Origin of the sequence: Microaerobacter geothermalis (assembly GCF_021608135.1) — a bacterium.
Classification (GTDB): Bacteria; Bacillota; Bacilli; order DSM-22679; family DSM-22679; genus Microaerobacter; species Microaerobacter geothermalis.
Genome location: NZ_JAKIHL010000020.1, coordinates 39,447 through 51,835 on the forward strand (window position 1 = coordinate 39,447; position 12,389 = coordinate 51,835).

General features: G+C 43.0%; 11 protein-coding genes. 2 read left to right on the forward strand and 9 right to left on the reverse strand.

Annotation, left to right across the window (positions count from 1 at the left end; genetic code table 11):
• Positions 1 to 24 precede the first annotated feature (24 nt).
• From argS to speE, 4 genes are read right to left on the reverse strand one after another with little or no spacing between them, the layout of a single operon-like run.
• Positions 25 to 1,698: an arginine--tRNA ligase gene (gene argS, locus L1765_RS09025; RefSeq protein WP_236406455.1), complete on the reverse strand. Its 1,674-nt coding sequence runs from the start codon at positions 1,696 to 1,698 to the stop codon at positions 25 to 27.
• Positions 1,695 to 2,108 (reverse strand): DUF1934 domain-containing protein, encoded by a 414-nt coding sequence (locus L1765_RS09030; protein ID WP_236406456.1) that lies wholly within the window; start codon positions 2,106 to 2,108, stop codon positions 1,695 to 1,697. Before L1765_RS09030 ends, argS begins: the two co-directional genes overlap by 4 nt.
• 58 nt (positions 2,109 to 2,166) lie before the next feature.
• Entirely contained in the window at positions 2,167 to 3,036 is an 870-nt protein-coding gene (speB, locus tag L1765_RS09035; protein WP_236406457.1) for an agmatinase, read from the reverse strand.
• Between the two features lie 11 nt (positions 3,037 to 3,047).
• Positions 3,048 to 3,875, reverse strand: coding sequence for a polyamine aminopropyltransferase (gene speE, locus L1765_RS09040; protein ID WP_236406458.1), 828 nt, complete (start codon positions 3,873 to 3,875; stop codon positions 3,048 to 3,050).
• 242 nt (positions 3,876 to 4,117) lie between these two features.
• Here speE and L1765_RS09045 point away from each other — a divergent pair, with 242 nt between their 5' ends.
• Positions 4,118 to 6,169 carry a transglycosylase domain-containing protein gene (locus L1765_RS09045; RefSeq protein ID WP_268928817.1) on the forward strand — a complete coding sequence of 684 codons (2,052 nt, stop codon included), beginning with the start codon at positions 4,118 to 4,120 and terminating at the stop codon, positions 6,167 to 6,169.
• Positions 6,170 to 6,172: 3 nt separating this feature from the next.
• Here L1765_RS09045 and L1765_RS09050 read toward each other — a convergent pair whose 3' ends face one another.
• Both L1765_RS09050 and L1765_RS09055 read right to left on the reverse strand, forming a co-directional pair.
• Positions 6,173 to 6,400 (reverse strand): hypothetical protein, encoded by a 228-nt coding sequence (locus tag L1765_RS09050; RefSeq protein ID WP_236406476.1) that lies wholly within the window; start codon positions 6,398 to 6,400, stop codon positions 6,173 to 6,175.
• Between the two features lie 227 nt (positions 6,401 to 6,627).
• Positions 6,628 to 7,149: a YwhD family protein gene (locus tag L1765_RS09055; RefSeq protein WP_236406462.1), complete on the reverse strand. Its 522-nt coding sequence runs from the start codon at positions 7,147 to 7,149 to the stop codon at positions 6,628 to 6,630.
• A 145-nt stretch (positions 7,150 to 7,294) separates the two neighbouring features.
• Here L1765_RS09055 and L1765_RS09060 point away from each other — a divergent pair, with 145 nt between their 5' ends.
• A complete protein-coding gene (locus tag L1765_RS09060) occupies positions 7,295 to 7,513 on the forward strand; it encodes a 2-hydroxymuconate tautomerase (protein ID WP_407942239.1) in 219 nt (72 codons plus the stop codon).
• 311 nt (positions 7,514 to 7,824) lie between these two features.
• Here the strand turns inward: L1765_RS09060 and L1765_RS09065 are convergent, their stop codons facing one another.
• The 3 genes from L1765_RS09065 to L1765_RS09075 form a co-directional block, all read right to left on the reverse strand.
• Positions 7,825 to 8,202 (reverse strand): cupredoxin domain-containing protein, encoded by a 378-nt coding sequence (locus L1765_RS09065; protein WP_236406465.1) that lies wholly within the window; start codon positions 8,200 to 8,202, stop codon positions 7,825 to 7,827.
• Positions 8,203 to 8,216: 14 nt separating this feature from the next.
• On the reverse strand, positions 8,217 to 10,844 hold the full coding sequence (locus L1765_RS09070) for a heavy metal translocating P-type ATPase (RefSeq protein ID WP_236406467.1): 2,628 nt from the start codon (positions 10,842 to 10,844) through the stop codon (positions 8,217 to 8,219).
• A 138-nt stretch (positions 10,845 to 10,982) separates the two neighbouring features.
• On the reverse strand, positions 10,983 to 12,281 hold the full coding sequence (locus tag L1765_RS09075) for an ABC transporter substrate-binding protein (protein ID WP_236406468.1): 1,299 nt from the start codon (positions 12,279 to 12,281) through the stop codon (positions 10,983 to 10,985).
• Positions 12,282 to 12,389: the final 108 nt, after the last annotated feature.

Here is a 12,389-nt window from a genome sequence, read left to right on the forward strand (position 1 = left end):
CACACCTCATTATTGTATTAATCCTTACATCTTTTCCGGGCTGCTCACACCAATTAAGGTTAATCCATTCTTAATGACCGTCTGAATACATTTCAACAGGGCCAATCTGGACTGAGTTAAAGGCACATCATCACCATTAAGAATTCTCTCGGCATTGTAGTAGCTATGGAATTGGGAAGCAAGGTCATGGATATAGCGAACTAGACGGTACGGGGTTAATTGCTCGGCAGCATAGGCCACTTCCCCAGGAAAAGCTCCCAATTTTTGCAGAATATCCAATTCCTTCTCATGGGTTAATCGCTCATAGTCATCTGGCTCAGGAGCAAAAGTGATTCCCATTTCTTCAGCCTGCCGGAAGATACTGCAGATCCGGGCATGGGCATACTGAACATAAAAAACCGGATTTTCATTCGTTTTGGAAACGGCAAGATCCATGTCAAAATCAAGGTGGGCATCTGGACTTCTCATGGCAAAGAAATAACGGGTCGCATCAATGCCTACTTCATCCATTAACTCCCTTAGAGTGACTGCCTTTCCCGTCCTTTTGGACATTTTTACCTTTTCTCCATTTTGATAAAGGCTCACCATTTGGGTAATGATCACTGTCAACTGCTCCGGATTGTGTCCAAGGGCTTCAATGGCCGCCTTCATTCTCGGCACATACCCATGATGATCGGCACCCCAAATGTTAATCACCTGATCAAAGCCTCGCTGAAATTTATTTTCATGATAAGCCACATCAGGGGTTAAGTAGGTATATGTACCATCTCCCTTTACCATTACCCGGTCCTTATCATCCCCAAAATCTGTGGAACGGAACCAAACCGCTCCATCTTTCTCATAGATATGCCCTCTTTTTTTCAACAATTCTAAGGTCTTATCGATAGCACCGGATTCATATAGAGAGGTTTCGCTGAACCAGACATCAAAATGAACCCGGAAATCAGCCAAATCTTTTTTAATCTTTTCCAGTTGCTTTTCCAAACCGTATGTACGGAAAAAGGTATATCTCTCCTCATCTGAGCCATTTGCATATGTATCGCCATAGGTCTTGGCCAATTCCTCACCCATTTCCACGATATCCTGTCCAAAGTAGCCATCTTCCGGCATGGGAAAATCTTGTCCAAGCGCCTGAAAGTAGCGGGCTTCAAGGGATTTCGCCAAGTTGTGAACCTGATTCCCTGCATCATTGATGTAGTACTCTCTTGTCACATCATATCCCGCCATATCTAAAACATTACAAAGGGTTGAACCCACTGCAGCCCCCCTGGCATGTCCCAAATGCAGACTGCCTGTAGGATTGGCACTGACAAATTCCACTTGGACCTTTTTCCCTTTACCCGAGTCTGTTCGCCCATACTCGTCCCCAGCGTTCAGAATTTGATGAATCACCCTTGTCAAATATCTCTTATCCATGAAAAAGTTAATAAAGCCGGGTCCGGCAATTTCAATCCTTTCCACGTCATTTTTTTCTTTGTCAAAATGGGAAACCAGTTGCTCTGCAATCTGCCTTGGGGGCTTTTTGACTACACGGGACAATTGCATCGCCATATTGGTAGCATAGTCTCCGTGGCTTTTTTCTTTGGGAACTTCCAGAACCACAGGAGGAATTTCCTCCTGTGCAGCAATTCCTGATTTCACCACCGCTTCTATGATGGCTTTCTTCATCTTTTCCTGAACTTGTTCAACGATATTCATGGGGCGGCCTCCTCTTTCACCTCGATGTAAATCGTCTTTCTTTCCTTCATTCCTTCATTCAAACTGACATCGTAATCCAAAAAAACCTTCCAGTGATTCCTGTTCTGTTGTTCTATCCGAAGGAAATGGGTATAAACCAACAACTCTATGATACCATAAGCTGTCTCATAATAAGAAATGCTTTCCAAGCCTTCTTGAAAAATTTGCTTCATCTTTATTTCGCCCATTCTTATTATCGTAACTTTCCCTTCCTCAAGCTTGATGATTGTGGTAGTCTCCCCCATTTCCTTCTCCGGATACCGTATATAGACCGAATGGGCTTTCTGAATCAACCATCCCTCAATCTTTTGTTCGTTTCGATTCTGTTGAGTTACTTTGACTATCACTTTTATTTCATGTTCATTTCCCATTTCATACCCCTCAGTATCCTCCTATGGATCCAGGACCAATGATTTCATGTCCACCCTTCTATTTCACCCACCCAAGAAGAATTTCTCTCACCAATTTAGAAGCAACAATTTGGGTTTGTTCCGTGGGATCATATACTGGAGCAACCTCAACTACATCAGCCCCGACGACGCGAATATTGGATTCCGCTATGGCATGGATAGAGGCCAACAGCTCGCTGGAGGTGATTCCGCCAGCTTCAGCGGTTCCTGTTCCCGGAGCAAAGGCCGGGTCTAATACATCAATATCAATGGTAATATAAACCGGACGTTTTCCTATTTTGGGCAGTACCTTCTTTAAGGGTTCAAGAACATGAAATTTGAACATCTGTCCGTATTTTTTGCCCAATTCAAATTCTTCCCTTGTTCCTGAACGAATACCAAACTGGTATACATGTTCTCCCCCCATTAAATCGATGGCCTTTCGGATGGGAGTTGAATGGGACAACGGCTCTCCTTCATAATCAGTGCGCAAATCGGCGTGGGCATCGATATGGAATAAGATCAAATCAGGATATTTTTTATACATTTCCTGTATGATTGGCCAGGTGACCAAATGCTCTCCCCCTAATCCCAAGGGAAATTTGTCGTCTGCCAGCACTTTAGAAACAAAGCTTTTGATCATCTCCAAGCTTCTGGATGGATTTCCGAAGGGAAGGGGAATATCTCCGGCATCAAAATATCTGACCTCTTCCAGACCTTTATCCAGATAAGGGCTGTACTCTTCCAACCCAATGGATACTTCCCTAATTCTGGCCGGGCCAAAACGGGAACCGGGTCTGAAGCTTACGGTAAAATCCATAGGCATTCCATATATGACGGCTTTCGCTTCTTTATAATTGTCGTGGCTTCCGATAAATACATTACCGGAATAAGCTTCATTAAACCGCATCACGTATCCTCCTATTTAACCAAATCCTCCACAAACTTAGGCAGTTGAAACACTGATTTGTGAATTCGTGGCGAATAATATTTGGTATCCAAATCTTTTAATTGAGAATCTTCCACCTGAAGGGGATCATGCTTTTTTGAACCCAGGGTGAAACTCCATAATCCGCTTGGATAGGTAGGTATGCTAACCGTATACAGTCTGGCGATGGGAAATATCGATTTGATATCCGCAAACACACGGCGAATCAGGTCCGCATTAAACCAGGGGGATTCTGTTTGGGCAACCAATATTCCATCTTCCTTCAGTGCATCATAAATCCCCTGATAAAACCCCTTTTCAAACAGGCCCACCGCAGGTCCTACCGGTTCTGTTGAATCCACCATAATGACATCATAAGTACCTATATGGTCATGGATATGTTTGATTCCGTCCACTACCTGTACATCCACCCGAGGATCCGTCAGTTTCCCGCCAATTTGTGGAAAAAATTCTTTGCTGGTTTCTATGACTCTTCCATCAATTTCAGCCAATACGGCCTTCTCTACTTCCGGGTGCTTTAAAATCTCCCGGATAGCTCCGCCATCACCACCGCCGACTACCAGGACCTTCTTTGGATTGGGATGGGTATTTAGTGCGATATGGACAATCATTTCGTGATACACAAATTCATCTACATCGGTGGTCATCACCATTCCATCCAAAACAAGCATCCTGCCAAACTGTTTGGTCTCAATAATATCCAGCTTCTGAAATTCTGTCTGTTCAGTATGTAAAGTTTTGGTAATCTTCGTGGTAATGCCGTGGTTCTCCGTCTGTTTTTCCGTATACCACAATTCCATGCTCATCACTCCATTCAAAAAATATCTATCACTTTTATTTTTCCCAATAACTTAACCTCAATGCCCATGAGGTACAGGATAAACAAATAAATTATATATAATCTCGCACAAAAAGCAAGAAAAAATATTTTCTCGATTCCTCTACTCTTGTCACTTCGTATAAAACCCCCTATATGAGTCAACAATGATAAGAAGTAAAAAAGCACTTTGGAGATCGGGAAAGGGGGGGCTAACCTGTGGAAATGGTTCGCGAGCCAAGAATCATCCGATTGATTCGTTTGGTAATAAAATCTTTTCGCTTTCTATTTATCGTCTCGGTCTTAAGTTTTGCTGCATTGACCTTATTTATCATTTATCTTCAATCTCAACCTTTGCCCAAGTCAAGCATTCCTGAAACGACAACCATTCACGATATGAACGGAAATGTGATTGATACCATATTTACTGGTGAGAATCGGAAGAGCATTTCACTCTCCGAGATTTCCCCATTATTGATAAAAGCCACTATATCCATTGAAGACCGGAAATTTTACGACCATTTCGGCTTTGATCTTAAGAGAACTGCTAAAGCCATTTTAGTAGATTTGCAGCATATGGAAAAGTTGCAAGGGGGCAGTACCATCTCCCAACAGTTGGCAAAAAATTTGTTCCTTACTTCACAAAAAACTTGGGAGAGAAAAATAAAAGAAGCGGTATATACCATCCAATTGGAGCTTAATTATACTAAGGATGAGATTTTGGAAGCTTATCTAAATCAAATTTACTATGGACACAGCGCCTACGGCATCGAGGCAGCCGCTCAAACCTTTTTTGGCAAATCAGCGAAAGATTTGAACTTGGCGGAAAGTTCCATGCTTGCCGGAATTCCAAAGGGACCTGCATTTTATTCGCCCTTTCTGGATTATCGGGCGGCAAAAGAAAGGCAGCAGATTGTCCTTCAAGCCATGGTAAATGAGGGATACATCAGCCAGAAGGAGGCGGAAGAAGCATTTCAGGAACCCCTTCAGTTCACGAAAAAAAATGAAAGGGTTCGCCCCAATGACGCACCCTATTTTACCGATTATATTGTACAACAGTTAAAGGACATCTACGGTTTTTCAGAGAAGGATATTAAACAAGGTGGGTTACATGTATACACCACTTTGGATCTTACCCTTCAGAAGGCTGCGGAAAACGCAATGGAAACCTACCTACCAAAGGACCGTCCCCTTCAGGCAGCCTTAATCGCCGTTGAACCATCAACCGGAGAAATTAAAGCCATGATTGGCGGGAATGACTATGAAACCACCCAATTCAACAGGGTTTTTGCCAAAAGACAACCCGGTTCATCCTTTAAACCTATCGTTTATTTAGCGGCACTGCAAAACGGCTTTACTCCGGTTACCTTGATGAAAAGCGAACCTACCGTATTTACCTATGACAAGGAAAAAGTATATGCCCCGGAGAATTTTGGCGGAAAATACCCGAATGATTTTATTACCCTCCAAAGGGCCATAGCCCAGTCGGACAATATTTATGCCGTAAAAACCCATATGCTCATTGGACCAGAGACGACTATTGAGATGGCCAAAAAATTGGGAATCACCACTCCCTTAAAACCCCTCCCATCCCTTGCTTTAGGGAGTGCAGCTGTCAGCCCTTATGAAATGGCTACCGTTTATTCCACCCTGGCCAATGGGGGGGAAAGAATACAACCATGGGCGATTAAAAAAATTACCAATAGAAACGGTACGGTGCTGGTTGAAAATAAGCCAATTGGCGAAAGGGTTGTGGATGAAGCAACCGCCTTTGTTCTGACATCCATGCTGCAAACTGTTTTTGCTGAAGGTGGAACAGGCTACTCCATAGCAGGACAGTTGAATCGACCCGTTGCCGGAAAAACCGGAACAACAGACTATGATGCCTGGTTGTCCGGCTATACCCCGCAATTGGAAGCGACCGTGTGGATCGGTTACGATATGGGCAGGCAGCTAAATCCGGTGAATGACGGAACATTGGTAAAAAAAATCTGGGGACAATTTATGGCTGATGCCTTGGCTGGCCAGCCTCCAGAAATTTTCCCGGTTCCTTCTGGAGTTACTTCAGCCTATGTAAATCCCGATGATGGATTATTAGCCACTGAATCTTGTCCGAAGCAGGTTCTAATGTATTTTCTGCCAGGAACCGAACCCACAGAGTATTGCAAGCTTCATTTAAAGGATGGTGAAGAAAATAATACTTCTTCCCCTGAGCAAAAATCTTTTTGGGATAAAATCCGCAACTGGTGGAAAAATGAAGATTCTCCCGACACGTGAAAGTCAGCACTCATCACTGCCACCTATTCGTCCGCGACCATCTGCCCATACGCCATCATTATGAATCGTAATTAATTTGGCTTGTTCAAGTTCTTTAAGAACTTCGAATAAGCTTTCTCTTTTGCCGGCCGGCAGATTCCGAACAAAAACATTTATCTCTTCGGGAGGAACATGATTGGTAAAATGAACCCCTCCAAATTGAGCAAAATGATCTTCACCTTTCACTTGCATCACCTCTTACAGAAATTACTTTTATTCTTTCTCTTCAAGAAGAAAATGATACGGAATTTTGAAGAAAATAAATAAGGTAAGGACCAAATAGTCCCTACCTTATTTATGTCCTAGTAGTGTGTGCATCTACTAGTCTTAGTTTACATGACAACTTTAAAGGTGACAATTAGCCACAAGTGGTATTTCCTTCAAGGAATGAATTTGTCATAAATTAGACAAATTTCTGGTTATACTTGTAAATTTTCCTTTAATTCATCCCTGGAGTTTTCCCAGAATTCGGGATTCTGCTCAACCAACAATTTTTTTAATGCTCTTTTGCTTCGGTCATCCATCTCTGCTAACCGAATTCTTCTTTTTAAAGCATCATCCATTCTATTGACATGTTCGGCCAATATCTTATATCCCCTTTTTGCTTCCCTGTCCACTAACATAAAGGATGCGGCTACCCCGGCATAATAAGGTCCCTTTTCATTCCTGTCCATTGCCACCCATACAATCCAGTACGGTTTTCCATTCGGTACATCTTCCTTATTTGTCAAAAATTTAATCCCTTTCTCCACTTGGCTTCGAGCATGAAGAGCTCCCATATCCACATAGGCTTCATCCCCGTCAATAATGACCGGAGCAAGTGAATTCAAATCCAGCACCCCTGCCCCAAAGGAGCCATGGGTATTGGTGGCACTGATAATTCCGAGCCCTGAACGATTTTTCTTATCTTTTTTGCTATTATTAGGATGAAGTAAATCCATGATATCTCTCCTTAAAAAAGGAATCCGCTTACGCAATATTTTAACCTATATTTTCTGATAAAAGCAATTTTCAACGCTCTCCTGATGCTCTGCTTCTATCAATATGGTAATATTATATTAATGATCATTTCAATTAACCCATTACATGTTAAATATGAAAGGAAGTGTACATATGCCATTTGTTACGATTGAATTGTTGGAAGGGCGCACCCCGGAACAAAAAAGAGAACTGATGGAAAAAATAACTAAAGTGGTTTGCGAAACCGTCAATGTCCCTGCAGAAAGAGTTCACGTTTTTATTGAGGACTTGAAGAAGGATCATTATGCCGTAGCAGGCAAGTTTATGTCTGATCCAAAGGAGTAAAGATATAAAAGAAAACTATATGATGGAGCTAAGAGCATATAGCCGGAATTAAAGAATTCACTAAGGACAGCCTTCGAGTTCGGACTTAAGCGAAGAGGCTAAAGAACGGGACTTAGCCCTCAAACTGACTTCAACTCTGAAATACCCAGATGTTTTTGAGGGCTCCGTTCTTTAGACTTGCAGCGGAACTGAATCACTTCTGTGACGAACTCGATAAGCGGACGTGTGAATCTTTAATTCCACACCTATAGTCAGACATATGAATAGGGCACCGAAATTCCCACACTGGGATTAAGGTGCCCTCATTTCAGTTACTCAACGATCATCTTACCGCGAAACATCCCCATTTGACAAGTAAAGGCATATTCTCCAGGTGTTTCGGGCTTTATTTCCAGGGTTACCGTTTCATTTGTCGGAAGGATGGCGCTTTTGTTAAAATCGCCAAAAACCACTCTTTCTGAACAGGATGCGGTTTCCTCCCTACGAAAGTGGAATCGCACCGGGCGTCCAGCTTCTACCACGACCACATCGGGCGTATACCCTCCTTTTACGGTAACAAAAACCTCCTGAACCCCATCTGCACTTATTTTTGCTTTTTGCCCTTCATTGGTTGAAAAGAAGAAATACCAGACGATCCAAATGATTAGCGCAACTCCACCTAATGTGACAAGGATTTGGTCAACTGTCATGATTTACACCCTCCTTATTTTGCCGTATATCGCTTTAGCCGAAGTGAATTACTTATGACTGTAACGGAACTAAATGCCATGGCAGCAGCCGCAATTAACGGGGACAATAATATTCCGAAGAATGGATATAGTAATCCGGCAGCGACAGGAAGTCCCAAAGCATTATAGATAAATGCACCAAAAAGATTTTGCTTGATGTTTCTCATGGTCGCCGCCGAAAGCTTAATGGCGGTTACCACACCAGACAAACTTCCCTTAATCAGGGTGATATCAGAAGCTTCTATCGCTACATCAGTACCTGTTCCAATGGCTAACCCGACATCAGCTTGGGCAAGGGCCGGGGCATCGTTGATCCCGTCACCCACCATGGCAACCACTTTTCCTTCGCTTTGCAATTTCATAATGTTATGGGCTTTTTCTTCCGGCAGTACATCAGCAAGAACCCGATCAATGTTTACTTCTTTTGCTATGGCCTTGGCCGTTCTTTCGTTGTCTCCTGTCAGCATGATCACTTCGATCCCCATGGCTTGCAAGGCTTGAATGGCTTCCTTGGAATCTTCTTTTACCGTATCGGCAACGGCAATGATTCCGGCAATCTGGTGATCAATAGCCACGTACATCGGAGTTTTTCCTTTATCAGACAACTGCAAGGCCTGCTCTTCCAAATCTCCGATCTCTATCTTTCTCACATTCATCAGTTTCTTATTCCCCAACAGGATGATCCGATTATCTACCGTAGCCTCTACTCCATGACCGGGGATTGCAGAGAAATTGGTTGGATCACTTAATGTCAATCCTTTTTCTTTTGCTCCAAGAAGAATCGCTTCACCGAGAGGATGTTCAGAACCTTTTTCAACAGAAGCTGCCATTCTTAAGACTTCGTCCCCATTAAAACCGTTGTATGGGATGACATCGGTTAATGAAGGTTTTCCCTTTGTTATCGTTCCGGTTTTATCCAAGACGATCGCATCTAACCGATGGGCTGTTTCAAGGGCTTCCCCACCTTTGATGAGTATTCCGTTTTCAGCCCCTTTTCCAACACCTACCATCAGGGAAGTAGGGGTAGCCAACCCTAATGCACAGGGACAAGCTATTATTAGTGTTGTGACAAATACGATTAAACCATAGATCAGGCTGGGCTGTGGCCCGAAATCATACCAGATAACAAAGGCGGCAACTGCCAAAATCATGACGATGGGAACAAAATATCCCGAAACCTTATCCACTACCCTTTGAATTGGAGCTTTGGTTCCCTGGGCATCCTGTACCATCCTGATAATCTGTGAAAGCATGGTGTCTTTCCCGACATTGGTAGCCTTAAACTTAAAGGAACCCGTCTTGTTGATTGTAGCGCCAATCACTTTGTCCCCCACTTGTTTTTCAACGGGAATGGGTTCCCCGGTGATCATGGATTCATCCACGGATGAGGAACCTTCTATGATTTCGCCGTCCACAGGAATTTTCTCTCCGGGCCTTACAAGAACAATATCTCCGATTTTCACTTCTTCCACGGGTATATCGATCTCTTCTCCATCTCTAAATACCCTTGCTGTTTTCGCTTGCAATCCCATTAATTTCTTAATGGCATCACTGGCCTGCCCCTTGGCCCGCAGTTCAAGGGCCAAACCCAACACCACTAAAGCAACCACGACAGTGGTGACATCATAAAAGACTTCGGCCAATTTTGCTTCTGGGAATATGCCGGGAAACAAAACGGCAACTGTTGAATACAACCAGGCAGCAGCGATTCCTATAGCAATCAAAGTGTTCATATCCGCACTTCTATGTTTAAACGCCGACCATGCGCCGGTAAAAAATTGTGATCCTCCCCAAATCATAACAGGTAAACTGATCACTCCAAGGCCCATCCAGACATACCTTCTGGTATCACTTCCCATCGGCATGCTTTCCCCAAAACCAAATAAGTCAGGATAACTGAAAATAATAACAGGAATAGAGATGATGGCGCTGATGATAAACTTAAGCATCAGCGTCTTATACTCTTTTTCAGTTGCATCTTGTTTGTTTGTTTCTTCTTTTTTTGTCTGATGGTCATGGTGCTTGTGCTCATGATCCATGGAGCTAGTGTTTTCATGATGATGGTGCTGGCCGTGATCATGGTGCTGATGGTTATCGTGATGATGATGATGCTCGTGTTTACTGTCTCCCTTTACCTTATATCCTGTTGATTCAATGGCTTCCCGAATCCCCGCCATATTGGTCTGGGAAGGAACGTACTCAATATGGGCTTCTCCTGATACCACGTTAACGGATGCTCCTAATACTCCAGGTTGTTTTTTTAAGGATCCTTCGATCTTATCAATGCAGGAAGCGCAACGAATTCCTTCCACCCCTATCTTTACTTTGCTGGCTCCCACATGACATCCTACTCTCTTTGCTTTCTGCAGGATGGTCGAAACATTTACCTTTTGTGGATCATAGGTTACTTTAACTTGCTGGGTATGACGGTTTACAATGGCCGTCTTCACTCCGTCCATACTTCTTAAAGCATCTTCCAGTTGTCCAGCACATTTCTTACAATCTACTTCGGCAATTGAAAAACGGAACTCCTCCCATTTGTTTTCATGGGAATGATGGCAACTTCCTTCTTCTGACTGATGAGTATGATGATTATGGCCCATAATGATTCACTCCTTTATAAAACTATACCCTGGTATGGTATTTGTTTTCATTTTATAGGTGTTTCCCTTTATTGTCAATAAGTTTTTTTAACAAAAAACAAAGCCGAATTCTTTTACCCGGCTCTGTTTCATGATGTCTTATTTCATCCCTTGATCAATCCATCTAAGGATGACATCTACCTCTTCCTCTGAAATTTTACTGAAAGTCCTCATCTGCCCATCCGGACCAATGGCTTTAGCCAATGTCCCGCTTTCCGCTTGAGCCTTTACTTTATCGGGTTTACTGAAATCCAATTCTGGCCTCATCCCGTTTTCTACAGCATGGCATGTGAGACAACGGGTAGCAATAATGGGTTCAACATCGGCATCGTATGTGGGGTTTTTAATGTCCCTAAACTTTCCGATATCATAAGGAAGTTCAGCCGTTAATTCCCCTCCAAACATTTTCGTTAGTTCCCGTGATACTTCATCCATTTTGGGCTTTAATTCATCATAGTTAAAGGTAAACTGTGGCGAGTCGATAAAAGGCTTTAATTTTTCATTGACAGCTACTCCCTCTGTTAATGGAATTTCAAAATATTGATCCGTTAAAATCTTTTCCATCTCAGCTGATGTTAGAAAACGGACAAACTCTTCTGCCTCTTCCTGATTTTCTGCATTGGTTATCTTTATGACCGCATTGTCCACCATCAGGGTTTTTCCATATTTTCCGGTAATCGGCGCAACTGTAATCGGATCCCCTAAGGCAGCATGATGAAGGGCGTCAGACACATTGCCTACACCAATGGTTTGTTCCCCTTTGGAAACTTTATTGGCCACACCCCACTCCTCGTGATAAAGGGAGAGCCCAATGTTGTTTAAATCTTCAAAGAAATGCTCTGTCTTGGGGTCAATCCCATAAAGGTTGGTTGCCCACACCAGTCCATTGCTGTGACGGACATCGGGGAATGCTACTTGGTTTGCCCACATCGTGCCGTGGGCATATTCATTAATGGCTGAATTTAAATTCTTCACTTTATCGGTATTAGCCATCATTCCCCATGGACTTTTACTCACTATGGTAATCACATGATTCTCCTTTTGCAGGCGGTTGATAAATTCAAGATCTGATGTCCAAACTACGTCGGCATCAATGGGTTTGTCTTTGTTGGCCATGATATCCTTCGGCATTTCAAATTTTACCCTAATTTTAATTCCTGACTTCTCCTCAAACTGTTTGATGATTTCTTCAGTTCTAGCCTTTGATCGGGTGGTTAGCAGGGTTAATTCCTTCATCTCAGGTTCCGGCTGGGGAGCCGGTTCGTTGGCTGGGGGTTGTTCTTGGGGCTGGGCCGGTTCTTCGCTTTTCGCACAACCAATTAATATGAGAAAAATGACGGCGATCAACACAATCCATATTTTTTTCATTTTAAGTATCATTCCTTTCGCTGTGCTCAAGGCACAAAATTTAATGAAAGTACTCTCCAACCCTGCTCATGCTATAATGTATTTGGGTAAGCAGATACACTACAGAGCACGGGGAGGTGAGTGGTGCAGTTTCATACT

Coding starts and splice junctions, on each gene's coding strand:
- speE (WP_236406458.1), bottom strand. CDS start 3,875: ATGGAATTGTGGTATACGGAAAAACAGACGGAGAACCACGGCATTACC.
- speB (WP_236406457.1), bottom strand. CDS start 3,036: ATGCGGTTTAATGAAGCTTATTCCGGTAATGTATTTATCGGAAGCCAC.
- L1765_RS09050 (WP_236406476.1), bottom strand. CDS start 6,400: ATGCAAGTGAAAGGTGAAGATCATTTTGCTCAATTTGGAGGGGTTCAT.
- L1765_RS09030 (WP_236406456.1), bottom strand. CDS start 2,108: ATGGGAAATGAACATGAAATAAAAGTGATAGTCAAAGTAACTCAACAG.
- argS (WP_236406455.1), bottom strand. CDS start 1,698: ATGAATATCGTTGAACAAGTTCAGGAAAAGATGAAGAAAGCCATCATA.
- L1765_RS09045 (WP_268928817.1), top strand. CDS start 4,118: ATGGTTCGCGAGCCAAGAATCATCCGATTGATTCGTTTGGTAATAAAA.
- L1765_RS09055 (WP_236406462.1), bottom strand. CDS start 7,149: ATGGATTTACTTCATCCTAATAATAGCAAAAAAGATAAGAAAAATCGT.
- L1765_RS09060 (WP_407942239.1), top strand. CDS start 7,295: ATGTTAAATATGAAAGGAAGTGTACATATGCCATTTGTTACGATTGAA.
- L1765_RS09065 (WP_236406465.1), bottom strand. CDS start 8,202: ATGACAGTTGACCAAATCCTTGTCACATTAGGTGGAGTTGCGCTAATC.
- L1765_RS09070 (WP_236406467.1), bottom strand. CDS start 10,844: ATGGGCCATAATCATCATACTCATCAGTCAGAAGAAGGAAGTTGCCAT.